The organism is Paenibacillus phyllosphaerae, assembly GCF_014192105.1.
GTDB classification, from domain to species: Bacteria; Bacillota; Bacilli; order Paenibacillales; family Paenibacillaceae; genus Paenibacillus_Z; species Paenibacillus_Z phyllosphaerae.
In genome coordinates, this window is sequence record NZ_JACHXK010000007.1 from 254,710 (window position 1) to 281,396 (window position 26,687).

At 56.0% G+C, this 26,687-nt stretch carries 13 protein-coding genes; 7 read left to right on the forward strand and 6 right to left on the reverse strand.

Going from position 1 to position 26,687, the window contains the following annotated elements; translation table 11 throughout:
* The first annotated feature begins 1 nt into the window (after position 1).
* Positions 2–982, forward strand: a complete 981-nt coding sequence (locus FHS18_RS17440; RefSeq protein ID WP_183601356.1) for an ABC transporter permease — start codon at positions 2–4, stop codon at positions 980–982.
* A gap of 108 nt (positions 983–1,090) precedes the next feature.
* The gene (gene rhaS, locus FHS18_RS17445) at positions 1,091–2,161 is read left to right on the forward strand and encodes a rhamnose ABC transporter substrate-binding protein (RefSeq protein WP_221401373.1); all 1,071 of its coding nucleotides are present in this window, start codon (positions 1,091–1,093) and stop codon (positions 2,159–2,161) included.
* Between the two features lie 367 nt (positions 2,162–2,528).
* On the opposite strand, the gene spoVB is transcribed toward rhaS, so the two are convergent.
* Positions 2,529–4,082, reverse strand: a complete 1,554-nt coding sequence (gene spoVB / locus FHS18_RS17450) for a stage V sporulation protein B (RefSeq protein WP_183601358.1) — start codon at positions 4,080–4,082, stop codon at positions 2,529–2,531.
* 259 nt (positions 4,083–4,341) lie between these two features.
* Between spoVB and FHS18_RS17455 the strand changes: the two genes are divergently transcribed.
* The 3 genes from FHS18_RS17455 to FHS18_RS17465 all read left to right on the forward strand — a co-directional run bounded on the left by FHS18_RS17455 (position 4,342) and on the right by FHS18_RS17465 (position 13,541).
* The gene (locus FHS18_RS17455; RefSeq protein ID WP_183601359.1) at positions 4,342–5,940 is read left to right on the forward strand and encodes a xylulokinase; all 1,599 of its coding nucleotides are present in this window, start codon (positions 4,342–4,344) and stop codon (positions 5,938–5,940) included.
* Between the two features lie 713 nt (positions 5,941–6,653).
* Positions 6,654–12,071, forward strand: coding sequence for a cohesin domain-containing protein (locus tag FHS18_RS17460; protein WP_183601360.1), 5,418 nt, complete (start codon positions 6,654–6,656; stop codon positions 12,069–12,071).
* 237 nt (positions 12,072–12,308) lie between these two features.
* Positions 12,309–13,541, forward strand: a complete 1,233-nt coding sequence (locus FHS18_RS17465; protein ID WP_183601361.1) for a cytochrome P450 — start codon at positions 12,309–12,311, stop codon at positions 13,539–13,541.
* Between the two features lie 79 nt (positions 13,542–13,620).
* Here FHS18_RS17465 and FHS18_RS17470 read toward each other — a convergent pair whose 3' ends face one another.
* From FHS18_RS17470 to FHS18_RS17485, 4 genes are all read right to left on the reverse strand, one after another.
* A complete protein-coding gene (locus tag FHS18_RS17470; protein ID WP_183601362.1) occupies positions 13,621–16,005 on the reverse strand; it encodes an MMPL family transporter in 2,385 nt (794 codons plus the stop codon).
* A 45-nt stretch (positions 16,006–16,050) separates the two neighbouring features.
* Positions 16,051–16,668 (reverse strand): TetR/AcrR family transcriptional regulator, encoded by a 618-nt coding sequence (locus tag FHS18_RS17475; protein ID WP_246427718.1) that lies wholly within the window; start codon positions 16,666–16,668, stop codon positions 16,051–16,053.
* 222 nt (positions 16,669–16,890) lie between these two features.
* Positions 16,891–19,989: an S-layer homology domain-containing protein gene (locus tag FHS18_RS17480; RefSeq protein ID WP_183601363.1), complete on the reverse strand. Its 3,099-nt coding sequence runs from the start codon at positions 19,987–19,989 to the stop codon at positions 16,891–16,893.
* Between the two features lie 58 nt (positions 19,990–20,047).
* Entirely contained in the window at positions 20,048–21,394 is a 1,347-nt protein-coding gene (locus FHS18_RS17485) for a jacalin-like lectin (RefSeq protein WP_183601364.1), read from the reverse strand.
* Positions 21,395–21,675: 281 nt separating this feature from the next.
* Between FHS18_RS17485 and FHS18_RS17490 the strand changes: the two genes are divergently transcribed.
* Positions 21,676–24,000, forward strand: coding sequence for an AraC family transcriptional regulator (locus FHS18_RS17490; RefSeq protein WP_183601365.1), 2,325 nt, complete (start codon positions 21,676–21,678; stop codon positions 23,998–24,000).
* Positions 24,001–24,026: 26 nt separating this feature from the next.
* The gene (locus tag FHS18_RS17495) at positions 24,027–25,637 is read left to right on the forward strand and encodes a type 2 periplasmic-binding domain-containing protein (protein ID WP_183601366.1); all 1,611 of its coding nucleotides are present in this window, start codon (positions 24,027–24,029) and stop codon (positions 25,635–25,637) included.
* Between the two features lie 57 nt (positions 25,638–25,694).
* Here FHS18_RS17495 and FHS18_RS17500 read toward each other — a convergent pair whose 3' ends face one another.
* Positions 25,695–26,579: a nicotianamine synthase family protein gene (locus tag FHS18_RS17500; RefSeq protein WP_183601367.1), complete on the reverse strand. Its 885-nt coding sequence runs from the start codon at positions 26,577–26,579 to the stop codon at positions 25,695–25,697.
* Positions 26,580–26,687 lie beyond the last annotated feature (108 nt).

Consider the following 26,687-nt stretch of genomic DNA (forward strand, 5'->3'; position numbering starts at 1 on the left):
CATGGAACCAAGAGTGCTCTCCAACGACAAACCGTTCACGCTTAAGGGCTTCTTCCTGCAATGGGAATGGATGCTGGCGGTGCTGTTCCTCGCGGTAGTCGTCCTGAACGTCAACCTGTCCGATTACTTCTGGGACTACAACAATTTGCGGGATGCCACGATGGGATTCCTCGATAAAGCCTTCATCGTTCTCCCGATGGCGCTGATCATCATCATGGCGGATATCGATATCTCGGTTGCTTCGACCGTGGCGCTCTCTTCGGTCGTCATGGCCGATCTGTATACGCATGGCGTCCCGATGTGGCTGGCGATGGTCATCTGCCTGGCGGTAGGTGCCTTGTGCGGATTCGTGAACGGATTGCTCATCGTCCGATTCAAGGAGCTATCCGCCGTGATCGTGACGCTTGCGACGATGATCATCTATCGGGGAATCGCCTACATCCTGCTCGAAGATCAATCCGCCGGCAAGTTCCCGGAATGGTTCAACTATCTCGGTTGGGGCTATGTCGGCGGCATCCCGTTCATCCTCATCGCGTTCGCGGTATTCGCCATCCTGTTCGGCGTGCTGCTGCACCTGACGAAGTTCGGGAGAAGCGTGTATGCCATCGGCAACAACCCGACGGCCAGCCGCTACTCCGGCATCCAAGTCGACCGGATCAAGGTTATCGTCTTCACGCTTGCAGGATTGATGGCTGCCGTAACCGCTCTATTCCTCACTTCCCGGATGGGGAGCACCCGGCCGAACATCGCCACCGGCTACGAGCTTGACGTCATCGCGATGGCTGTTCTAGGCGGGATTAGCACGGCGGGAGGCAAGGGCCGCATGGCCGGAGCGATCCTGGCGATATTCCTCATCGGCTACCTACGATACGGCCTCGGTCTCATTAATATCTCGGCCCAGACGCTCTTGATCATCATCGGTTTGCTGCTGATCTTCGCTGTTATGGTACCGAAGCTGAAGTTGAAACGAAGATCTGCATGACATTTGTTTTTGGTATTGCCTTCGATACTTGTCGGTTCTCGCAGCCGATTGGTATATAGCGTTAAGAATCGCGTTCAACTAAAGGGAGGAAAAAGAAAAGTGAAAAAGATGCTGACATTAGGATTGACCGCGGTAATGGCGATTTCGCTCTTGGCGGGCTGCGGCAACAACGGCAATACGGGCACTGGGGACAACAGCGGCACCAACACGGCAACGGATGCCGGCAAGAATACGGATTCCGGGAGCGGCAAGAAGAAGTTCGCCATTATTTTCAAGAATACAGGCAATCCGTATGGCGAGAAAATGATGGAAGGCTTCAAGAAAGCGATTGAAGAAAAGGGTGACGAAGCGATTCTGAAGGCGCCGGACCAGCCGACTGCGGAAGCGCAGATTCAGATGATCGAGGAGCTGATCTCGCAGAAAGTAGACTCGATCTCCATTGCGGGCAACGATCCGGACGCGCTGCAGCCTGCGCTGACGAAAGCGATGAAAGCCGGCATCAAAGTATCGTCGCTCGATTCGGCCGTCAATGCGCAGAGCCGTAACACGCACGTCAACCAAGCGGATCCGGAGCGCATCGGGCGGACGCTCATTCAAGGGGTATCCGAAATGATCGGCGGCGAAGGCGAGATCGCGATCTTGAGCGCGACCAGCCAAGCGACGAATCAGAATACGTGGATCGAATGGATGAAGAAGGAACTCGAAGATCCGAAATACGCGAACGTGAAGCTCGTCAAAGTCGCCTACGGCGATGACCTGCGCGATAAGAGCGTGTCCGAGACTGAAGCGTTGCTGAAATCGTACCCGAACTTGAAGGCGATCATCGCGCCGACGACGGTCGGCATCGCGGCGGCGGGCAAGGTGCTGACCGATAAGGGACTAAAGGATAAAGTGAAGCTGACGGGCCTTGGTCTTCCGAGCGAAATGGCGGAGTATATCGAGAGCGGAATCTGTCCTTGGATGTACCTGTGGAATCCGATCGATGTCGGCTATCTGGCCGGTTTCACGGCGGAAGCCTTGGTAGCCGGTGAGATCACGGGCGCGGTCGGCGAGAAATTCACGGCCGGCAGCCTCGGGGACAAAGAAATCGTAGCGGACGGCGATGGCACGCAAATCATGCTCGGCGATCCGTTCAAATTCGACGCCAGCAACATCGCGGAGTGGAAGGAAGTTTACTAATACATGTGTTGCAAGCCCTTGGCCAACGGCCGAGGGTTTCTTGTTCTTTAAGGTAAGCGTGTCCGCACAAGCGGACGTCAAGCGAGGCGTTGCTGAAAGCATGCATCAAGCATGCAAATTGCGAGTCTGCTCCTCAAGGCAAACAGACGCGAACGAAGCTCGAACCAAGAGCTTTGTCCAAGGTGAGTAAACATGCAGTTTACTCTGCCTGGACAAAAGCGGGCCACCGACGAAAGAACACATCGAAGACGGCCGCGTTGCAGAGTCGCTTGTTCCGGGTGTCCAGAGGGCCGGGGCCCTTGGAATCCCCTCGGCGGAGGGGACTTAGGGGAGGCGAAAAAACGGGGTTCAAAAGGGGCGAAGCCCCTCACTTCCCCCACGATAGAAAATGCTTCCGTTTACGTCCGCTTATATCCAATAGCGACATGATCACGAGATAAACGAGCAGCGAGAATGCGATGGATCCGATCGAGTTCCATAGCAGCGGCAGCCCCCGATCGCCCAGGTAGCGGATGGCGCATAAGCCGCCGAGCCCCATCATAACCATCGAGATGCTGACGCGCACATACGGGCGAATATCCCAATAGAAGCCGATGGAGTCCGAGATCGAGAAGAAATTCAATACCGTCAGGATGACGATCCCGATCCCCATGCCATAGGCAACGCCGACGATGCCGAGCTCGCTGCCGAGAACGAAGATCGCCACCGCCTTGAGCACCGTGGAGATGACATAGTTCCATAGCGAGGCATTGGCGCGTCCGAGCCCGAGCAGAATGGCGTGCAGCGGCGCATCGAAATAATGAAGGAAGAACATCGGCGCCAATATTTTGAGCAGTAGTCCCGCTTCGGGCGCACCGTAGATCAGCGTGGTCAACGGCGTAGCCCAGATGAACAGAATGACGGTCGCCGGCGCGCCGATCATCAGCCCGAGCCGCATCGCCTGATCCATCCGCTCGTGCACGAGCCGTCTGTCCTTATTCGCAGCGGCTTCGCTGATGGCGGGGATGAGGGCGGTAGACAGCGATTGCGTGATGAAACTCGGCATGAACAGCAACGGGAAAGCAAAGCCGCTGAGCAGGCCGAACTGCTTGGTCGCCACCGCGGTGCTGACACCGGCTATGGCCAGGCTTGTGGTGATGAGCAGCGGTTGGAAGGCGCCATAAATGGAATGGATGACGCCATGTCCGGTGGAGGGCAGACCGATGCGCAGCAGCTCTCCGAATGTGCGCTTGCCGGTTTTCAGATGGTAACCCCACGTCTCGCCGGGCAGCGGCGCTTCCCGCCTCAGCTTGTAGCTGAAGAGCAGGAACATCAGGCTGACCCCTTCACTGATGACGGAGGCGGCCATCGCGCCGGCAGCGGCATAGATGATCCCATAAGGCATGAGCAGGTGGACCAGGGCTAAGACGCAGGCGATCTGCACCGTATACTCCAGCACATCGGACACGGCGATGGTCTGCATCCGCTGTTTGCCGCGAAAATAGCCTTTGAGCACGGCGGAGACGGCGACGATCGGCGCAATGGGAGTAATGGCGAGCATGGCGTAATAGGCGCGTTGGTCACTCAGCAGAATGGAGGCGATCCATTCCGAACCTAACAGGGACACGGTCGTAAGCGTTACGCTCAAGAATCCCGTGACGGCGAGGGAGACCCGCAGAATCTGCCTGACCCGCGCGCTCTCGCCCCGGGCGTCGGCTTCGGCCACCAGCTTGGAGATGGCGACCGGCAAGCCCAGCTCCGTAATGGTAATGACGAGCGGAACGAGGGGGTGCGCGATCATGAGCAGACCGATTCCTTCCGCACCGAGCACGCGAGCCACGAACATGCCGCTCACGAAGCCCAAGATGCGGTTAATAAAAGCGGCGACGGACAGAATGAAGGTCCCTCTCATGAAGGATGACGACGGTTGCTGCTTTGGCATTGCATGTCCTCCCGATGATCAAATACTTCATTGTATTCACCATCCGGGCGTAACATGCGGACACGCCGCTATTCCTCGCTTGCCATGCACTCTCGCGTATACCGATAGAGCATCGTAAGCTCGCAAAATTCTACACATTCGTGCGATATTTTTCAATTTTCCTTCCAATTAAACTATGGTATGATAGTTTGTGTGTTTATTCTTTTGTTAACTGATTAATAGGATTAAAAACCATAAAGTTAATGATGGGGGAAAATTCATGAGTCATGATGTGAAGAATGCGATTCAGAGCGGCAAAACAGTCCTTGGTATCGAGCTTGGCTCCACGCGAATTAAAGCAGTCCTAATCGGAGAAGACCACACTTCGATCGCTTCCGGCGCCCACGATTGGGAGAACAGCTATGTGAACAATATCTGGACGTATAGCCTCGACGATATTTGGAAAGGCATTCAAGACAGCTACCAGAAGATGGCTGCCCAGGTCAAAGAGCAGTACGGCGTAACGTTACATACGATCGGCGCCATCGGCTTCAGCGGCATGATGCACGGCTATATGGCGTTCGATCAAGCGGGCGAGCTCTTGGTTCCGTTCCGCACATGGCGCAACAACATCACGGAGCAGGCTTCCGAGACATTGACGGAACTGTTCAACTACCACATTCCGCAGCGTTGGAGCATTGCGCACCTCTATCAAGCGATTCTGAACGGCGAAGAGCATGTCGGGAACATCAGCTTCCAGACGACGCTGGCCGGCTACATCCATTGGAAGCTGACGGGCGAGAAGGTGCTTGGCGTCGGCGAAGCTTCCGGCGTATTCCCGATCGATATCAACACGAAGACCTTTAATGCATCGATGATCCAGCAGTTCAACGAACTGAACGCTTCCCGCAATCTGCCTTGGAAGCTCGAAGATATCCTGCCTGCCGTGCTGTCCGCAGGCGAGAGCGCAGGCGTGTTGACCGAAGAAGGCGCTAAGCTGCTGGACGTAAGCGGCGAACTGCAAGCCGGCATTCCTCTCTGTCCGCCGGAAGGCGATGCGGGCACGGGCATGGTCGCAACGAACAGCGTCGCGCAGCGCACGGGTAACGTGTCGGCCGGCACTTCCGTATTCGCGATGGTCGTACTGGAGAAAGAATTGTCCAAAGCATACGGCGAGATCGATCTCGTCACGACGCCGACGGGCAGCCTGGTCGCGATGGCGCACTCCAACAACTGTTCGTCGGACCTGAATGCATGGGTGGGTCTGTTCGAAGAGTTCGGCAAGGCTATGGGACTGAACATGGATATGAACCAGCTGTACGGCACGCTGTACAACCTGGCGCTGCAAGGCGATCCAGACTGCGGCGGCTTGCTCGCTTACGGCTATCTTTCCGGCGAGCATATGACGCATTTCGAAGAAGGCCGTCCGCTGTTCGTTCGTTCTTCGGGCAGCAACTTCAACCTGGCGAACTTCATGCGCGTCCATCTGTCCACGGCGCTTGGCGCCCTGAAGATCGGCATGGATATCCTGCTGAAGCAAGAAGGCGTTAAACTCGATGAGCTTCTTGGCCACGGCGGTCTGTTCAAGACCAAAGGCGTCGGACAACGCATCATGGCTGGCGCGCTGAACGTGCCGGTATCCGTCATGGAGACGGCGGGCGAAGGCGGCGCTTGGGGCATCGCGCTGCTGGCGTCCTACATGATCAACAAGTCCGACAATGAGACGTTGGAAGCGTACCTGAACGACCGCGTATTCGCAGGTCAATCGGGCGAGACGATTCAGCCGGTTGCGTCGGACGTCGAAGGCTTCGAAGTGTTCATGGAGCGCTACAAGCAGGGTCTTGCGATCGAACGCGCAGCCGTTGAACATCTGAACTAATTCCTAAGCAGTACGTACATCGCGTTCCGAGTTCACACGAACCGATCATGGTCAACCGACCATGATCGGTTTTGTTCTTGTTTAGTAAATTATGAATAAAAGGTAATAGTGGATAAAGCTTAGATCCGCTCCGATGGAGGGAGGAGGCGAAAAAGGCGGGTTTCGAAAGGGCGAAACCATTTCGTTTACACCACCCTCTGAATCCGCTTTCATTATCCGAATGTTATCCGTAGCTTCACCCATTCCAGGTTGAATGAGGAGGGCATCATGATGCAAGAGGACGGAAACTTTGTTCGAGGTCTGTACAACGGAATTGGATTGTCAGCGTGGTTTTGGTCCGCAATACTTGCTTACTGGCTTTGGTTTCATTGATTCTACTTCACGTTTCGAACAGCGCTATGGGGATATTCCTCGCGGCGCTGTTTTTAGTTTGCGCCGATGCTAGAGCGGATCGTGCACTCGACTAGGCGCCGCTTTAGCTAAAAGGTAAAAATAACCTTACGAAAAGTAAAATTCGTTGCAAGAATGCGCTTACATCATTCGGTATAATAGTAATGCAATCGTGATAAGGATACGAGGACGTCAAGGTCATGAGAACGGAAAGAGGAGGGTGGGTGGAATACAATCAGTCACGAGAGATTGCCGCAACTAGCATACAAGCGCTATTACATAAGCTACGGAAAAACCATGGTTCGCAATAGGAGGATCTGTGCATGAGAAGAACAAGTTCCATCCGAAACAAGGTATGCTCCATCGCGATAACCGCGACGCTGGTACTGGGATTGCTGCCGCCGGGGAACCTCCCCGCAGTGTCTGCCGCCACAGCGGAAACCGTCTACGCAGCCGCCTACATGGGGGCGACGACGGCCGCCAATACAACTTTGCCAGCCTCGATGGATATTGGAGGCCAGAGCACTGCCGTAACCTGGCATATTGGCGACGATACCTTCGACGTCCCATACGACTCGGTGACGGTTACAGGTTCAGCTGACGGCGAGCAAGTCGTCGCGAATGTAGAAGTCATCCCGCCGGCCAGCAACCCGCTAGTCTACTTCGTGGACAGCGGCAGAGCCGGAGACTCCTACGGCATGCCCGCTACTGCTTCGCCCGTATACGAAGCGGTCAAGGAGCTGAGCGGCTCCGGACTCGTCAATCAGGCGCCGGACCAGAAGTACGTGAGCGGCACGACCGCTTGGGGCTTCGACGATACCAGCCAGAAAGTGAAGAATTCCCAGAATGGCGGTCTGACGGATCCGGCCACCGATCCATCAATCTGGGTCGTCGGACTTCGCTCGGCCACCAATGACATCGTCTATCAATTGGAAGCGCTAGAGCCAGGTACATATACCTTAAGCAGCGGTTTCCATGACTGGTATGGTACTCGCTCCCGCGAAATCCGTCCAAGAATCGAGTACAAAGACAAGAGCGGCGCAGCCAAGTCCATCCTGCTCGACACCTTCAACACGAACACCACCACGTTCATCTCCAGCGAATTCACCCTTCCCCAAGACATTGACACAAGCGTCCCGATGACACTGACTTACGCCTACGTTTCCGGCGAGAAACCGATCCTGAGCTGGTTTTCCGTTGCTGAAGGCGGGATCAAACAACTCATTAATGATGCCAAGCAAGCCTCTGCCTCCAAGATCGAGGTACTGCTGGACGGCAACGATATCGATGCCGATAACAGGAATGGACTGACGTTCAAAGGCTTCGGCGTCCTAAGCGGCAACAGCACGAGCGCGCTGCTCATGGACTACAAGTCCGAGCACCCCGAGCAATACGCGCAGCTGCTGCAGATCCTGTTCGGCGGCGATCATCCGATCATGACGCAAGTGAAGGTCGAGATGGGCAACGACCGCAACAACTCGACAGGGCCGGACCCGGCGACGATGCGGACCGCGGACGAAGAAGCGAACGTCAAGCGGCATCCCGGCTTCCAGCTCGCGGCGGACGCCAAGAAGCTGAATCCGGATCTGAAGGTGAGCTTCCTGCGTTGGAACGCTCCCGCATGGGCTGATAACAACACCGATAACATCTATGCGTGGTACAAAAAAACGATCCTGGCCGCATACCGCGAATACGGCTACATGATCGATTACGTCAATCCGCACATTAACGAGCATGCGCCGGATCTGGCGTGGACCAAAGCCTTTGCCGAGCGGGTCAAGACCGACAGCGCCGGCTTCGAGAGCGCGCAAGAGCAAGCGCTGTACAACCAGATCAAGACCGTCATCTCCGATGAAGTGGGCATCGGCTCCTTCGGCGGCAGCATGGTGAACGACGCGTCGCTCCGGGATGCGGTATCCGTAGCCGCTTACCACTACAATACCGACGACGACAGCGCGGGCAATTTCAAGAAGCTGGCCGAGCAATTCGATGTCGAGGTGTGGAACAGCGAAGCCCAAGCGACCTTCAGCAACTCGGCTTTCCGTCCCAATAACAACACCAAGGATCCTACGACGGAAGGCACGGGCATCGGCGGCACGGGCAGCGCGCTCGAGATGGGCAATACGATTATTAAAGGATTCGTCAACTCGCGCCGGACGCACTTTATTTACCAGCCGGCAATCGGTTCCTTCTATGAGGGCGGGCAATATTCGTTCAAGGAATTGGTCAGCGCGCGCGATCCATGGTCCGGCTGGATGCATTATGATGCGGGCCTGCTTATTCTGCGCCACTTTAACTGGTTCGCCAACACGGGCTGGGAGAACGAGAGCAACACGTCGGGTATCTGGAGAGCGGTACCGGAAGCCAGCTACACCGGCGCTACGGGCACCAACCCGGTCAGCGGACGCAACGGCACGCCAAGCTACATGACGCTTGCCGCTCCGGACCGAAGCGACTTCTCGACGGTCATCATTAACGACAGCGAATATGAGCGCACTTACAAGATTAAGGCCGTCAATATGAGCTACGACGGCAACCCACAGTTGGAAAAGTGGGAAACCCGCGCAGCCGATGAGGGCGAAGCGTTCAACAGCCATTATTTGCAATACCTCGGCAACGTATCTGCGGATGGAAGCGGCACTTATACCGTCCATGTGGAACCGTACTCCATCGTGACGGTCTCGACGCTCAAGAACGCCGAGAAAGAAGCGTACCGTACGCCGCTGCCCGTAGAAGGCGAGCGCACGATTCTCGATACGGATGCAACCGGCTCCGTCCAGAATACGGAAGACGGCCTCCTGTACGCCGACGACTTCGACTACACGGATAAAACCGTTCCGGTATTCGGGGCAGAAGGTCAACTTACGGGCAGCGAAAGCTATATCGACTCCCGCGGCGGCTCTAAGAGCGCGATTCCGCGTTATACGCATGATCGCAACGGCGCTTTCGAGGCGTATCTGCCGGACGGTTCCGACAACTACGTCCTGCGTCAACAAGTCGACCAAGCAATTATGGGGCTTGGCGGCACGTGGAATAACGGCAATCCGATCACGGCGATCGGCGATTACCGGTGGACGAACTACAAAGCAAGCGTTGACGTGTCGTTCGAGAACAACAGCACGCAAGGCGGCAATAACTATGCGGCAATCGGCGCCCGTTATCAGGGCGGCGGCAGCTCCCATTCCCTCGCGGGCACGCCGTACGTACTGAAGTTCTGGTTCGACGGCGGCTGGCAGCTGCTCGTGAACAACAGCGCCGTAGCCAGCGGCAACGTCGCAAACGGAACGGGCGGCGTGAAGATCGACGGCTTCGATACCGCTTATAATGCCTGGCACAATCTGGCTGTTCGAGTAGCGGGCAGCACGGTGACCGCCTATATCGACGGCGTGAAGCTGGCTTCCTATGCCGATCCGACGCCTGAATTGTCCGGCCGGGTAGACTTGGCCAGCGGCTACTATAATACCCGTTTCGATAATTTGAAAGTAGAGACGGTAGACGGCTACGCGCCCTATTATGCCGAAGCGCTCGATAATCTGGAGATGCACGACCTGGCTGCCGCTCCGGCTCCGAAGCTGACATACACCGGAGCGTGGGCGCATAACAACGGCGCGGGCATGTACATCTACCAGCGTTCGCTCTCCACCAGCCAAGCGGAAGGCGCGGCGATGAGTTACACCTTCACGGGCACGGGGCTCGATATTCTTGGCCCTAACAACGGATCAGCGAAACTCGAGGTGAAAGTAGACGGACAGGTCGTTCAAGCATCGGCCGAGACGTTGGCTTCCAAGGAACTGTACCAAACGTACGCGCTTCGCGGTCTCAAGTACGGCGAGCATACGGTCCAGATCAAAGTGCTGAGCGGGACCCTCGTCGTCGATGCGGTAGCGGTTGTATCCGGTGAAGCGCAAAGCACTCCTGATACTTCGGCTCTCGCGGGAGCGGTATCTGCAGCGCAAGACATCGTACAGCAGGAAACGCACGAGGCGAGCGTCTGGGCACTCTTCGCTACTTCGCGCAACATGGCTCAGGCGGCCCTGGAAGACCCCGCCGCTTACCGGTTGGATCAAGAAGGAGCCGACCAGCTTGCGGCTCGCTTGACTTTTGCCATCGCTCAACTGGGTACGGACGGCGTGCAAGCGCTCGCCTCGCCGATCTATGCGGCAACTTACGTGGGCGAACTTCCCGCGCTACCGGCGAAGGTGGAGGGAACGCGTCAAGACGGATCCAAACAGCTGGTTACTGTCAAATGGCAGCTGGACGATGTCAGTTTCGACACCGCCTATGAGACGGTTGCGGTCACGGGTACCTACGGAGCACTGACAACGACGGCTTACGTGGAAGTGGTCCCGGAAGACATCCGGTATTTTGTGGATCTGAACGCGACGGCCAAAGGTCTAACGTCCGGCCATTCGGCAACGTCGACGCTCGGCTATGATTCGCCTGCTTACACCGCTGTCGCGGCGTTAGCGGCTGCAGACGGCAGCCCTCTCCTCAATGGCGCGCCGGATCAAGTGTACGACAACACGAAGGAATGGGGTCATGCCGGTTACAACGCCAGCGGCTCGCCATCCGTCTCGTACAAAGGAATCGTCAGCGGCGCATACAGCAAGCAAAGCACGACCGGCATTTATACCGCCAACCAGATCGGCGCAGCGATCACGTATCGCTTCGGCAATCTGCCTGCCGGCGAATATACGCTGACGCTCGGTTCTTACAGCTGGTGGCCTGCGTATTCGCGCAGCGAAGAGGTCTATCTCGAGTACGATAATGCGAGCCATCTCGTCGACACGGTCACGCTCGACAACAATTCGTTCGACGTGGTCAAAGGCTATACGTTCACGATGGCGGAAGACGGCGCATTAACGCTCAAGCTGAAAGGCGTACAGAGCAACCAGTCGCCGATGCTCTCCTTCGTCGGCGTAGCGCCAGTCAAGAGCGCTGAACCGAGCGTTGATAAATCCGCGCTCACGGCTCTCTACGACGAGCAGAAGAATAGGGAAAACGCCGGCTATAATGATACAAGTTGGAGCGAATTCCAGAGCGCGCTTGCCGCGGCACGGAGCGTGATCGAAGACGAAGATGCGACGCAGACGGAAGTCGACCAGGCGCAGCATGCCTTAACCGCGGCGATAGAGGGCTTGGTTATCGAGCAAGGGGCATGGCTGAACGGTCCTTCCACCGTCATGAATGGCCAGAACTTTGACGTCGATTACGGACTGAAGGGCATCAGCGACGCTTACGCGCAGGATATTATCGTTAGTTACGACCCGCAGCAGGTGGAATTCGTCTCCGCCCAAGAGGTGAATGACGATTGGCGCATTGCCGCGACTTCAACTGACGCGAGCGGCGAAGTCCGGCTGCTTCTCGTCAAGATCGGTTCCCAACAAGATGCGGCAGAGGACCAGTTCCAACTGACCTTCCAAGCGAAGGCGGCCACCGATCCGTATTCTACCACGCTTACGCTGAAGAACGTGACTACGGCTGATGCGAGCGGTAAGGAATCGGGCATCGCGGGAAGCAGCTACAGCGTTCAAGTGACGGTCAAGGAACAGACGGGCGGCGACCTGAACGACGACCTGCGCTACTCCATCGGAGACTTGGCGATCGTAGCTTCCTACTATGGTAAAACATCGGCCGATGAAGGCTGGAATGAAATGTACAAGAAAGCGGATATGAACGGCGACGGCACGATCGATATTGTCGATATGTCTGCGGTAGCCACGCTGATCCTGCAGCAGTAAGACAGGATTAGATGATTATCGACAGGAGTAGGAGGGACAGCCGGCAGGGATGCCGGCTGTTTCCTCATTTATATCCACACTTTAACGGCTCGTATAGGTACGGCATCACGGTTATTTTGTACGATTGATTGGTCAGTTTGTTGGATTATCAACAGGTGACCGGTTCCGATAAAATGGGAATGAATGGGGGAATGTTGCGCTTTCATCATGCAAGACCATTACCGTTGGAGGTGGAGGATGACGTACCAGAATATTATTGCCATCGAGGATATCCCGGCTTTTCGCACGAGTTCGGAGGAATTCTTCCCGCTCGAGTGGTACAAGCGGATGCTGAATGACCATCCCGTCTACTATCATGAAGCAACGAACACGTGGAACGTGTTCCGGTACGAGGACGTCAAGCAGGTGCTCAGCAATCATCAGCTCTTCTCCAGCGAAGGGAAACGCACGGCCATCTCGGTCGGTACCGGGGATAAAGGCGGCGGCATCCCGGAGAAAATCAATTTCACGCTCAAAGACCCGCCCGAATCCCAAAAGCGCCGCGCGCTCGTATCGGCCGCCTTCACGCCTCGTTCCTTGACCAGCTGGGAGCCGCGGATCCGCCAAGTCGCGAACCTTCTCGTCGAAGAGATCAAGGCCGATGAACCGGTCGATCTTGTACAAGCCTTATCCGCGCCGCTACCTGCCATGGTAATGGCCGACTTGTTCGGTATTCCGTCCGAAGACAGCTATCTATTCAAGAATTGGGTCGATGTTCTGTTCCAGCCTTTCGAGAAAGGCAACGAGCAAGAGACCCAGCGGAAGAAGATGGAGGCCGGCAGAGCTTACTTCGAATACTTGTATCCGTTCGTCGTCCAGAAGCGTTCCAATCCGGCGGACGATATTATCACGGATCTCCAGCAAGTCGAAGTGGAAGGCGAGCGCTTGACCGACGACGAGATCGTGCGGACGACGATGCTGCTGCTCGGGGCAGGCGTGGAGACGACCAGCCATATGCTGTCGAGCCTCTTCTACTCGCTGCTCTATGATGACGACAGTCTATACGGACAGCTGCGGGATGAGCCAGGTCTTGTCCCGCAGACGGTAGAGGAGATGCTCCGCTATCGGTTCCATATTTCCAAACGGGACCGCACCGTTAAGCAGGACAACAATGCGCTGGGCATCGAGCTCAAACAAGGCGACGTCGTCATCGCGTGGATGAGCGCCGCCAATATGGATGAGCGGATGTTCGCGAATCCGTTCACGCTCGACATCCGCCGCGGCAACAGCAAGAAGCATTTGACCTTCGGTAACGGACCGCATTTCTGTCTGGGAGGACCGCTTGCCCGATTGGAATTGGACATTGCGCTCTCTGCCTTCCTGCAGCGTTTCGGCAAGATCGAGCCGGTAGCGTTCGACCTGGAGCGAAGTCTCGTGCGGTCTGCGCCGGGCCAGTCCTTGACCTGTCTGCCGCTTCGGGCGCGGGAGTAGTTCTACCTATAACGAAACGGCCGCCTCGCTGCACGAATGCAGGAGGCGGCCGTTGTTGTATTACCCGATTTTCGCTTATTTACTCGTAACGTACCTTAGCTTTAACCGCTCCGCCTTTTGCTTCTTCCGCTTTCAGCTGCGCGATCAGCTTATCGCCCTCGACGTCGAGGTTAGGCAGTATACGGTCGATCCAGCGCGGCAGCCACCAAGCTTTGTTGCCGAAGACCGCCATGAAAGCCGGAACCAGCGTCATCCGCACGATGAACGCATCGATCAGAATGCCCACCGCAAGCGCGAAACCGATCTGCTTGATCATAATGTCGTGGGAGAAAATAAACCCGGCGAAGACGGACACCATGATGACCGCCGCCGCGACAACGACGCGGCTCGCTTGTTCATAACCATGAACGACGCTCTCTTCTCCTTGATGGCCATGCACGTAGGCTTCACGCATGGAGCTGACCAGGAACACCTGGTAATCCATCGCAAGACCGTACAGAATACCCGTAACCATGATCGGCATGAAGCTGAGCAGCGGGCCGCCCGTATCGAAGGCGAAGAGGGAATTGAGCCAGCCCCATTGGAATACGGCGGTCGTAATCCCGAACGTGGCCAGGATACTAAGCACGAACCCGATCGTCGCTTTGACCGGAACGATAATCGAACGGAATACCAAGAGCAGGATGATCAGCGAGAGGATGACGATAATCCCGACGTAGAGCGGGAATACTTCGGACAGCTTCTCGGACATATCGATGTTGACGGCGGTAACGCCCGTCACGCCAACCGATAGATTGTACGTTTGCGCGATGGTGGATGCAGGATCGCGCAGCGCTTTAACGAGATCCTTCGTCGCTTCGTCATTCGGTCCCGATTTCGGAATCAGGCTAATGATCGCCAGGTTGCCAGCCTGGTTCATGCCCATCGGCGTCACCAAGGCAACGTCTTCGTACTTCTGCAGTTCCTGAACGACGCCGCCGAGCGTCTCCGGCGCAACTTGCTCTCCGGCATTCTTCGTCTCGGCTACGATAATGAGCGGGCTGTTGAAGCCCTCGCCGAATCCTTTGGCAACCGCGTCATAGCTCTGACGGGCTGTCGTATCCAGATTCGCCGTCTCGCTGGACGGGATACCCATGTTCATCTGCGCAACCGGAATGGCGGCTACGCCAAGCAGTACGATCGAGCCGATGATAATAACGATACGGTTCTTGAGCAGACCTTTCACCCAACGATGCGCGAATCCATGACCTTTCGTCTTGCTGGTGTGCTGGCTGTTCTTCGCGCGCGCTTTGGCCGAGACGATGCGTTCGCCGACCAGACCCAGCAGGGCAGGCAGCAGCGTCAGCGCGATCAAGACGTTGACCAGAACGCTCGCTGCGGCAACCAGCGCCATCGTCGACAGGAAGGCAATGCCGATGACGAGCATTCCACACAGCGCGATAATAACGGTGAGCCCCGCGAAGAATACGGCGCTGCCGGCTGTGCCGACCGCGCGGCTCGCGGCCTCGCGTGCACTTAATCCTTCGTCGAGGATCATGCGGCGCTGCCGGTTAACGATGAACAGGGAGTAGTCGATACCGACGGCAAGACCAACCATAAGCGCAAGCGCCGGCGTAATGTCGCTCATCGTAATGAACTTCGAGATGCCGTATGCGCCGCCGACGCTAATGCCTACGCCCAGGAGCGCACTCAGCAGCGGCAGACCTGCAGCTACGACCGAGCCTAGCGTAATGACCAGGACGACCGCCGCGACGACGATACCGATGGCTTCAGAAGCGCTTGTATAGCTCTTGGCTTCAAGCGTATCGCCCGGCAGCACGGTAACGCCGGCATCGTTCTGCTCAACCGCAGTGAGCGAGTCGATGATCTCGTCAAGCACCTCTGACGGTACGGCCATCTGCGATACGGTGAATTGGAACTGGAACAGCGCCACGCTGCCAGCGGAATCGATCATCACGCCTTGTACGGGCACGCCGTCTACGATGAGCGGGCCATATGGCGCCGCGGCTGCGGCTTGCTGCGCTTGGCTAGCTTGTGCAGCGGCGTCGCCTTGTGCGGCCTGACTAGCGGCATCACCTTGGGCAGCCTGCCCGGAAGCGTCGCCCTGCGCAGCAGCAGCGGCTTGCGCGGCCAACTCAGCCGGGTTGATGACATATTCGTAGCTATACACCTTATTGACGGCTTCGCTAATGGCCTTAAGCCGTTCCGGCGTATTCAGGCTCTCGCCTTCGCCCGCCGCGAATACGACGCTGCCTTGCCCGCCGGAAGCGGCTGGAAGTTCTTCCGCCAACTGATCGAGCACTTTCTGTGCTTCGGTGCCTTCGATTTTCATATCAGGACTCGAATGCATCCCGTTAATGCCGATCATGGCGATAACAATGCCGAGAATCGCGACCCAGCTTACAATGTAATGCCATGGTTTGTTATAGGCGGATTTGGCCAATTTGTACAGAAACGTTGACATGCAGTATCGTTCTCTCCTTTATCTGTGGAACTGCGGGTAAAGAAATTAGAAGCCGCCTCGCAAATAGCCGAACATCGTCTCGAGGTACTGTTCGAACGTGACCGCTTCCGGATCATCGGCTGCCAGCTCGCCCGGAAGCCGCAGCTTGACGTTGCCTTCCAGAATAGGAAGCACGGCGCCGTATACGGCACCTGCCAGCATATGGGTGTACATGCTGGGGTATCGGCCTTGCGATACCGTGCTCACCGCTTCTTCGGCGGATAACTGCAACCGGTGGAACGCGCTGAGCATATACGGCTCTACGGTCGGAAACCGTTTGGACAACGAGACAAGCTCGCGTAACTTCCAAATATGCGCTTCGACCAACTGCATCTTCATCAAGCGGTAAAAAATTTCGAGCGGGGTCGTTTCAGCAGGGATTTCTCGCATAAGCGCCTCTGCTTCGCTGACGTTCTTGAAGGAGATCGCCGCGGCTGCCACCGCTTCTTCCTTGCAGGAGAAGTGATTAGCGAACGTTCTCCTCGAATAGCCGGCTTTCTGCACGACATCATCGACGATAAAGCCGTCTAATCCGCGCTCTTGCGCAAGCTCATATGCGGCATCAGCCAGCGCAATTGCAGTTGCTTCCCGCTTGATCTCACGCAAACCATTTTTGTTCATCATGCTGGAAGTAGATCGTCACCTCTTTCTCGTTCTTCGTCTGGTCTAATGTACATATTATTGCCCAAAGTGCAATTTTGCGCAATGTGCATGGTGTTACGAGTTTGTGAACGATGGAGCGGGGAGGGGAGGTCGTGCACGTAGATGGGATCAAAGCGAGGGATAGCGGAAAAGGGCCAGCCGCAATGGCTGACCCCTCCAAACTGTCTTACACGTATCGCCTAGTTAAGCCTTCAACATGCCTTGCAGGAACACCGTCAGCATCTTGGCGGCTTCCGCTCTTGTCGCGCTGCCTTGCGGATCGAATTGCTGATTGCCTTTGCCCGAGATAATGCCTGCTTGATAGAGCGCACCGACGGCATCGGCTGCCCATGCGCTGATCTTAGCTTGATCGGCAAAGCTTGCGGTGCTGCCTGCAGTCAAGCCGTAACCCGCCAGATCGGCGAAGCGCTGGATCATAACGCTCATTTCCTCACGAGTGATGCGCGCGTGCGGTTGGAACTGGTTGTTCGCGATGCCTTGGACGATGTTATTGTCCGCTGCCCATGCCACATACGGCGCATACCAGCTGCCTGCCGGAACGTCCGTGAACGATGCCGAGGCGTAGCCCGATACGTCGGCGTTGGCCAGACCTACCAGCATTTTGGCAAACTCAGCACGCGTAATTACCGCGTCAGGGGAGAACGAACCGTCACCGGAACCGGATGCAAGATCGTGCGCAGCCAGGTACGTGATGTAGCTGCTCGCCCAATGGCCGTTAGTGTCGCTGAAGCTTTGCTTGTTGTAGCTTACGGCAAATGTGCTCAAATGCTCGGTATGGAAGACTAGCTGTCCGCTCGCTTGATCGTAGCCCGATTGCGGCACGATATGCGGTTGGCCGCTGTTGTCCACATAAGTCGCGACCAGCGCTTGCATGTCTTCGCCTTGTCCGGCTTGATACGGGATGCGAACTTCAACGCTGCCGCCGCCGAAGCTTGTAACTGCGCTCGTGCCGGATTGGATCTTCACGTCCAGCGCCGGGCGAGTGCCGATTAGGCTGCTGGCTTCAGCATTGAATGCCGTCGTGTCGGCCGGAGCCACTTCGAACCGAATGGTATCGCCAGCTGATTTCACCAATGCATCCAACACCGTTTGGTTCAGCGTAATCGTGCCGAATTGGGTGACGATGGCCACGTTCTCCGCTTTGCCGGCTTGCAGCTTGCCGATCGCCGCTTTGGAGAGCGAGAGTGAGACGGATTTGGCGCCGGAGACGGTCGTTACCTTCAGTTCCGCGATCAGATCTGCTCCGTATTGGGCTTCAATTTTAGCAAACAAATCCGTAAGTTGGGCATCTTGCACGTTCACCGCGACCGCGCCGTTCGCATCAGCAACCGCAGGCAGGGTTACGCTTTGTTTGCTCGCATCGCCTACAGCCGGGATAGCGTCTCCAGGAGCCGTTTCCGTTTGCTCACCTGTCTCAGGGTCAACTACCGGCGTCGTCGTACCCGGATTGTACGGATAGTTAGAGCCCGTCGAGGACGTGTCCGTAATCTTGAGCGCGATGGCATCGTCTTCGTAGACGAGTTTGGCTTTGTATTTGCTAGGCAGACCCGTTGTCTCAACGGAGTCGAACTCGCCTGTCAGATCCTTGTTAGCAAAAGCAATGAGTTCGATGGTGCTGCTGCCAGGCATATAATCATCCGCGAAATTCACGATCAGCTTGCCGTCCGCATTCACGGCGCCTTGGACCTCGACCACATCGTCGCTGCCTCCGAGGTTCAGCTCGAGCGTACCTGCCGCCGCTTGCGTGTAATCCCCGCCGATTACCAGCTTGCCGTCCACTTGTTCGGCCAGCGTGCCGCCTTGGACGGTTACATCGCCCGTACCGAATGCGGAGGCCATATCGCCTTCGAGCGTACCGTCATCGACTTGCGTGCCGCCCGAATAGGAGTTGTTGCCTGCGAGCTTAAGCGTGCCTGTGCCGGCTTTGGTCAGCTTGCCCGTGCCGGAGATGCTGTTCCGCCAGCGGTCGAGCGCATGGAAGCCGCCTTTGTCCGCATCCATCGTGACGGTGACGTTCGAATTGAATGCGCCGTATCCATCAGCCGCCGCGAACAGATTGAGGCGTCCCCAGCCTTCCGGATCATCGAGCAGCGGGTAGCCGGAAGGGAGACCCGTTGTAGCCAGAACCGCACGACGCTGCTGGTCATCCAGATAAGGCAAGCGTGTCTCGAGCAGCACTTCCGCGCCTTTCGGGACGATCATCGGCTCTGTCGTCGAACCGATCGGCGTGAAGCCGTAGGTCAAGCGCTCGACGAATTCCTTCTTGTTCTTCTCGTAGTCTGCGAAACGGTCTTCCGCCGATCCTTCTACATTCAATAACTTGTCGTGCGCCTGATCGTATGCCGCTTTCTTAAGTTCGGCATTGTCCGGATCCGCCAAAGTCGCCGCCGCCAGCGCCGTCGCCATGATGCGTCCGCCCATGACGTCGAACGGCGAGTGCATGCCCGCTACGATCCGGCTGTTCCCCATCTCCGAAGCGCGGGTCAGCATTTCCTGGAACCGCTCGGGCACCGCGTAAGCCAGTGCATAGGAAGCGAGGTACGAAGCATTCGTATGGCCGCTCGGAAAACCGCCGTCCGTAGCCGGCGTACTGCTTCTAGCCGGAACCAGCGTAGGCACGATGATCGAGGTATCTACCCAGCGCCATGGACGCATATAGCTGTAGAACAGTTTGGCCGGATTCGTGGATGCGTAATTGCCGCGCAGCGTTCCGATCAGATCGACCATTTTGCCCAGCTCGGAGTCTGAATCCCCGCCTTTATTTTGATTGTTTTTGTCATCATATTTCACTGTCGTGGCGTCTTCCGGGATGTTTATAATCGAAGTGTACGTGTTGCTCTTCGCGCGATACTCGTCCGCCAGCGATCCAAGACCGTCAACGGCGCCATACGATTGATTCCGGCGATCGTCGAAATAAGCCATATCTTCCATCGCCTTGGTGCGGGTCTTCGAGATGTCGACGACCTTCTGAATGTTGGCGTCGAGCACGCTTGCGTTCAGCTTGGTGCCGGTATCCCATGTCGCCCCGGGCGTCCACAACTCCAGGAACTGGGACAACATGCCGATGGCCGGATTGGTCGCAACCGTGTTGTTGGCCGCGATATTATTCTTATAGTTATCGACGAAATGTCCCCAAGCCGGCGCTTCCGGCAGCGCGATCGTCTCTGCGGCAGGCGTCACATCCGCGGATGGCGTCTCCGCGCTTGCAAGTGGTGCAGGGATGGCATTCAGAAGGAGCGTAAGACCTAATGCTGTAGTAGAGATTGTTTTAAGGCGCTTCATATTCGATTTGCTTCCTCTCTGTTGTTGGTTTCCTTGGAATAATCCAGGGTCGTGCTTACTACAATTTCTTATAAATAAGGCCCAGCTTGTCGACGTTCTCGCCCGCACGTCCGAAGAATCCGGCTATGCTGCTGCCTGTCGGGGCTGTATAAGTGTAGGAGGTGCCGCTCTTCGTGCCGGAAGCGACTTTGCGTCCTTGATTCGTCGTGAGCTCCAGATAGAACACCCGGTTGCTGCCGTTGTACGTATTCGCGTAGATGAGCGCGCTTGTAAAATATTCTCCGCTTGCGAGCGTCAGCGATGTTGCCGTGCCTCCGGTGCCGCCGCCAGCGAGCGTCGTTCCGTTCGCATAAGTCATCGATACGGCATCCAGCCGGCTAGCGCCCCGAAGCGTTACCGAGGCAGGCGCGCTTGCCGTTGGCGCTGTGTTGCCAAGGAAATTGAAAGCGGTTCCGCCGTCCCCGCCGACCAGATCGCTGTAGGACACGGTCGTGCTCGTGGAGAAGGAGAGATTCGCGCTGATCGCGTAGTGGTCGGACAGCTGGTTGCCGCTTGCATCGGTAAAGTAGGTATCCTCTACCTTGTAGCTGTTGGCTTGCAGCGTGACGCCGGCGCCGCTTCTATAGAAAATTTTGTCTACGACTTCATTGGATGCGCTGGTCGAACCCGGCGTACCCAACAGCGCATCGGCGCCCATCGTCGGATAGCTGCCGCCGCGCGTCTTCTCGATCCAAGCGTCTTTCATGCCCAGCCGATCGACGAACAAAGCCTTCAGATTATCTTCCGCTCGGGTATATCTACAGTTGGTGTCGCCGAGCACGAGCACGGCATGGCCTTGCGAATTCGCCTCGATGTAGGTTGCCAGCTGGCTCAAATTATCCCGTCTTGCCTCATTCGATTGCGTATCCGTATTGGCGTCGGCATGCAGATTATAGACATCGACATAAGCCCCGTCCGCCAGCTTGACTTGCGTGTACGTAAACCCTTTAGGCGTCAATTCGTCGGAGCCGTTATCGAACAAGCCGTACCTTTTGTTCCAGGTGACCCGTTTCAGATCGGAGTACGGATAATTCGAGAGCGTGTTCAGACCGCTGCCGATGCCGGCTCCGCCAGAAGTCGGCGTGCGGTAAGGATGCGTGTCGCTCGCATATAAGGAGGCGTGATAGTTGAAATCCTCCTGTACGTTGACCAATTCGTAGGGAGCAAGCTTCGCTCCGATCTGTGGCGTGTATGCTTCCGGATCCGCGCTGCTGGACAGGATATCCGGCAGTCCTCCAATATTATAGGAGAGTACGTCGAAGCTTCCTGTTGCCGCGCTCGCTGGCTGTGCGTTGCCTACCGTCCATAGTGGAACGAGGCAGGTTACCGTCAGCATGGTGGTTAGCATTTTGCGCCATTTCGGCATTTGATTCATCACCCTTCTGCAATCGATTTGGTTACGAGATCAGCCTAGCATCCGGGGGTTTCGCGCCTCAATACAACGATTTCCGTTTGATAGAAAAATCGTATTGTTGTACGACGATTGGCTTGCCTCCAGGGACTCGGGAGGCAGCTTTCCCCGAAGCCGCCACACCTATTTCCCCGCCCGTTCATCATGTCAAGACCTGGTGTTAAGTTTTGGTTAATGGGCTAAACATGTCCAACCGATGCTGTATAATCGGGAATTGAAGGAGGGAGAGAAAAGCGATGAGAAGATTGAACTCGGTGCTCGCCAACTTGGCGATTTCGTACGTAACGATCGTAGTGGTGATCGTTCTCTTGCTATGCTCGATCTTCTATCTGTATGTACCGCGTAACTATAATGAAGAGATTAAGGCCAAGAACGAGATGCTGCTGGAGAATGCGGCCAACACCTTGGAAGCTTCCGTCATCGAGCGCATCAATACGATCTATCTGGACATTACGCTTGCCAATAAGACCGATTTCGATGGCTATACAAGGGATTCGTTCAAGGGGAAATCCAGCAATATAATGGATTTGCAGATGCTCATGAAGCAGGAGGTCATTAACAACGCGGATCTGGTGCATGCCATTCATCTCTACGATCCCAAGTCGAAGGCGATGATTTCTTCCCTATATGGGCTCAAATATGAGGTTGACCTGCATAACGAGGCTTTCCGCACGATGGACTGGATCGACGCGATGCGGCAGCATGACGCCAGCTATCTATGGACCAAGCCGCGGCTCGTGCCCAAGGACATCTATTCGAGCGTCTCCGACAATAACACGGAGCAGCCGCTTCTTACCTATGTCCATAGTTATCCGTTCAATTCGACCGGGAAGACCGGCGGCCTGCTGATCGGCATCGACATCAAGGAATCGGCTATTAACGCGATCATTGGACAATTGATGCCTGCGGATCTGCCGAATACGTATCTCATGGACCAGCAAGGAATCGTCATCTCGGCTGCGGATAAAACGGTGCTCGGGAAGCCAGCCGAACAACCGGCCTCGATCCGGGATCAATTCGCCTCAGGTTCGCCGGTGCACAGCTACGTCGAGAAAATCGACCGGACCGATTATGTCATATCCGGACACAAGCTGCCGTCCAACGGGTGGACGATCTACAATATCATTCAAGAGAACAATTTCTACAAGAAATCGATTGTGCTGCAAAAGGTCATTGTGGCGATCTGCCTGGCCGCCATCCTGATCGGCTTGGTGCTATCGGGCATCTTCACGGTCGTCAGCTATCAACCGGTCAAGCGGCTGGTGAACAAGATCAAGGGCTTGTTCGACGCGCCGGCCGAAGCCAGGCACAACGAATTCAAGCTAATCGATACGGCATTCCACCAGCTGACCAGTAAGGTGAGTACTTTAGAGGAAACGCTGCACGCCAACAAACCGGTCATTAAGCACAATGTGGTGATGAACATGCTGCGCGGCAGTTACGCCGATGGCGAGTTGGAAGAGCAGCTGCAATCGCTTGATCTGGCGCTCCACTATAACAGCTACTGCTGCTTGGTCATTGACCCGGTCAGCCAAGGCTTCACGGAGTTAGACTCGAAGACGAATCAGTTCGTGATCTACTCGCTGATCAACCAGTTGGAAGCGGCGGTCCTTGAGGGCACGCGCCTGATCGCCGAACAGCTGCCTGACCGTAAAATCGCCGTAATCGTAGGCACGCAGCATCCGGATGATCACTTGTTGGAGCGGATTGCCTGCCAGATCGTATCGGATGTGAAGGACAGCTTCGGGCTCGATTTCAAGATCGCCCTCGGCGTATGGGTTCATGACTGCGCCTTGGTTCATCGAAGCTTCGAGGCCGCGGAGGTTCTGATCAAATACGGCTTCTTCTTCTCCGAAGATTCTATTATTCAGGCATATAACCTGCTAAGCCGGGAACAAAGCCATCTGGAGCTTCCGCCTTCCGCGATGACCAAGTTCAAGGAGAAGCTGCAGGCCCGGAATCATGCCGGCGTGGCCGCAGCGCTCGATCAGGTGCTCCGCGAATTGAGGGATGGTCAATATTCTGCCGATTACGGCCGATTCGTCCTGATGAATATGATCTCGATGTACTCCGATTTCTTGAAGAACGTACGGTTCAAGCAATCCGGTCAGTTCAAGATCGATCTGTATAAGCAATACCGGTCAATCTACAGTCTGGACAGCTTCAGGGAATGGTTCATCGCTTCGATTACCGACTGTTACGGCCAAATGGACAAACGCAGCGACGACCGGGCGTTCGAAAGCATCGAGGCCGTGAAGCAGTACATTGGCGATCATCTCGCGGACGATCTGTCCTTGGAAGCCGTCGCGGCCCAAGTGTTCCTCAGTCCGAAGTATTTGAGCAAAATTTTCAAGGAAGAGACGGGCATCGGGTATACGGAATTCGTCACCAAGAAACGGATGGAGCAGGCGGTGGAGCTGATGAAGGGCAGCAGTTTCACGGTAGAGCAGGTCGCCGCTGCCGTTGGCTACGGGACAACCGCGTACTTCATTAAGAAGTTCAAGGAAATGAACGGATGCACGCCTAAGACTTATGTTCGGGATGTATTGAAGCAGGGGTAGAATTTCATTTTGCGGGTGAAAGGTACATGCGAATGCATATGATTGCGAAACGTTCGGGTTGGCTTCTCCTTCTGGCGATGATCCTTGTCACGAGCGCATGCGGGGATGACGCCGCCGGCGTTAAGGAGGCGTCGGCGCCACTGGCTGACGACGGTCAGCGGTACACCATTACGTGGACGATGCACCTCAATGAGGCAGTACCTGAGGATGCGGAGATGATCCGATACCTGGAGGATAAGTTCAATGTGGACCTTGTCGTCTGGAACCTCGAGAACAACAATTATGAAGCGCTGCTGGATCTGAAGCTGGCCAAAGGCGAGATCCCTGACCTGTTCCGGATCCGCCAGCCTAACGATCTGCTGAAATATCAGGATCTGCAAGTACTGGCCGAGATTCCGCTTGAGATGCTGAATACGCATGCGCCGAATTTGACGCGGACGATCGACGCCAATGCCCCGGGGTATATGGAGCTAGGCAAAATTGAAGGCAGCTATTACGGCATTCCGGTCGTCAATCCGTCGAACAAGTTCCGGATTCCGGTCGTGTACCGGTCGGATTGGCTGGACAATCTGGGCCTTAAGCCGCCGACTACGCTCGAAGAGTTCGAGAAGGTCATCTATGCCTTTACCTTCCAAGACCCGGACGGCAATGGCAAGAACGATACCTACGGCCTATCGAGCGAAGGAATGAACGTCGTATTCGGAGCGTTCGGGCAGATGGTTTTCACCGAGCAGCTTTACTTTGCCTGGAAGGATCAGCGTCTTGTGATCGGGGCATTGCAGCCGGAGATGAAGAACGCGATCGCTTATCTGCAACGTTGGTATAAGGACGGTGTGATCGATCCGGAGTTCGTGACCGGCGAGAACAAAGGCGGCTACAAGCACCTGTCCCATGCTTTCATTAACGGACGGATCGGCATGACTTCAATGGGCAACTACTACCACTGGACGCAAGCCGGCGACTATCTGACATTCAATGCCCGAGGCGAAGAGGTCCCGGTCGAAGCCTCGTTCAATGCGCTGGAGCTCGTGAAGAAGAACAGCAAGGCCAAGATCGTCTTCGGGCCGCCGGTTACCGGTCCCGAAGGCAAGAGCGGATCGAAGGCGTACGACATGCTGATGAGCTTTACCGCGATTGGGGCGAACGCCGCCAAGGACCCGGGGAAGATGGCCCGAATTCTCGAGATTCTCGATTATGTCAGCGCGAACCCGGACCTGGACGAGAACATGTCGATGAAATACGGCGTACAAGGCGAGCACTGGATGTGGGCCGGCACGAGCAAGGATGACGTCGTCATTTTGCCCCCTTATAATGAACGGGCCAACTATACGAATCAGATCGGAGCCAACATCGGCATGACGGTTCCCGATGCGCTGACCGGCCGAAGAGAGCAGTGGGCGTCCACGCTTGGACTAGACAAGAACGGTATCTATAATGCGATGCAGGTGTCGTTCCCAGCCCTCATCAAGTACAGTCCGGAGCTGATCAAGCTTCGCAATAAGGCCTATATCTCCATGATTACGGGGGATCGGCCGGTTGCCGATTTCGATACATTCGTCCAGGAATTTAACGCGGCTGGCGGCGATCAGGTCGTGGAGGATGCGAATGTGTGGTACCAGAGTCAGGCGAAGGAATAAATAGAGGCAACGCATGGAATACGAACGATCAGGGAGCTGTGCGAACAGCTCCCTTCGTCATGTAGGGGTAGAGTGCAAGGTGAATTGCATGAATAAAGTGGAGTTAATGACCAAGTTCTCTTGCGGAGTCGTTCTCCCGAGGATCTGCCAGCCTTGGCTCTTCAGCAGCCGTTCATCGAGCGTCTCATACATCAGTTGCCGCATGCCTTCGGCCGTACGCACGGCTACCAGCGCATCCGGCTGCTTGCAGCGAATTTGTTCGAGCACATGCGCTTTGTCCGTGACGAGGCTGGCGACGAATATGATCGGGTAATCGCCATAATCGAACGCGTCTCCGTTCACTTGGCGCACGGTCACGCGATCTTGCAAACCGAGCCGTTCCAGCAAAGTCCGCGAAGCCTCGAAGGCGGCCGGATTAATCTCCAGGCAGGTGACTTCCGCATTGCTGTACAGATGGATTAGGATCGCGCTCAGCGGCATCGGCCCGCTGCCGACGAAGACAACCTTCATGCCCGCGAGATCCCGGCCTATGTAGTTCCGAAGGATGGCCAGTTCCTGGCCGACAAGCGCCTCATAGATGCCCCAATAAGGCAATCCGGTAATGAGTTGGAGGCCGGAATAATTGGTAGCGCATAACGTGCGGGAGTCATACAGCTCGGTCTCGCTTTCGGCCGCGGACAGTTTGGCGAGCAACTCTCCATGGAATGACCGGATGCGCTCGTTATTCAGCACTTCCCCGATCTCTTCCGGCTCGTAGTGCAAGCGCAATTGGCTCTTGAGCCGCTCGATCATGCTGGTCACTGCGTCGTTGGCAGGCGTCAAATCCCTTTCCCTCTGAAGTACCTCAAATACATCCTCAACCAACGCAACCAAGTCGCTCATGACTTGGCTGCTTCCCATATCCGCCGCACATTGCGTGATCCTATTCGAATGGCTATCCAAAAGATCAGCCCCTCCTCCATAGATGAACGAATGATCTAATATATTCATCCGGCCGTCCGCGTAGACAGGAGATTCTAGTCCAACGACTTTGCCTGCGAATTTTGTCCA

What these genes read in the sequence shown, in the direction of transcription:
- FHS18_RS17440 (WP_183601356.1), top strand. Translation starts at nt 2, where the DNA reads ATGGAACCAAGAGTGCTCTCCAACGACAAACCGTTCACGCTTAAGGGC.
- rhaS (WP_221401373.1), top strand. Translation starts at nt 1,091, where the DNA reads ATGCTGACATTAGGATTGACCGCGGTAATGGCGATTTCGCTCTTGGCG.
- spoVB (WP_183601358.1), bottom strand. Translation starts at nt 4,082, where the DNA reads ATGCCAAAGCAGCAACCGTCGTCATCCTTCATGAGAGGGACCTTCATT.
- FHS18_RS17455 (WP_183601359.1), top strand. Translation starts at nt 4,342, where the DNA reads ATGAGTCATGATGTGAAGAATGCGATTCAGAGCGGCAAAACAGTCCTT.
- FHS18_RS17460 (WP_183601360.1), top strand. Translation starts at nt 6,654, where the DNA reads ATGAGAAGAACAAGTTCCATCCGAAACAAGGTATGCTCCATCGCGATA.
- FHS18_RS17465 (WP_183601361.1), top strand. Translation starts at nt 12,309, where the DNA reads ATGACGTACCAGAATATTATTGCCATCGAGGATATCCCGGCTTTTCGC.
- FHS18_RS17470 (WP_183601362.1), bottom strand. Translation starts at nt 16,005, where the DNA reads ATGTCAACGTTTCTGTACAAATTGGCCAAATCCGCCTATAACAAACCA.
- FHS18_RS17475 (WP_246427718.1), bottom strand. Translation starts at nt 16,668, where the DNA reads ATGATGAACAAAAATGGTTTGCGTGAGATCAAGCGGGAAGCAACTGCA.
- FHS18_RS17480 (WP_183601363.1), bottom strand. Translation starts at nt 19,989, where the DNA reads ATGAAGCGCCTTAAAACAATCTCTACTACAGCATTAGGTCTTACGCTC.
- FHS18_RS17485 (WP_183601364.1), bottom strand. Translation starts at nt 21,394, where the DNA reads ATGCCGAAATGGCGCAAAATGCTAACCACCATGCTGACGGTAACCTGC.
- FHS18_RS17490 (WP_183601365.1), top strand. Translation starts at nt 21,676, where the DNA reads ATGAGAAGATTGAACTCGGTGCTCGCCAACTTGGCGATTTCGTACGTA.
- FHS18_RS17495 (WP_183601366.1), top strand. Translation starts at nt 24,027, where the DNA reads ATGCGAATGCATATGATTGCGAAACGTTCGGGTTGGCTTCTCCTTCTG.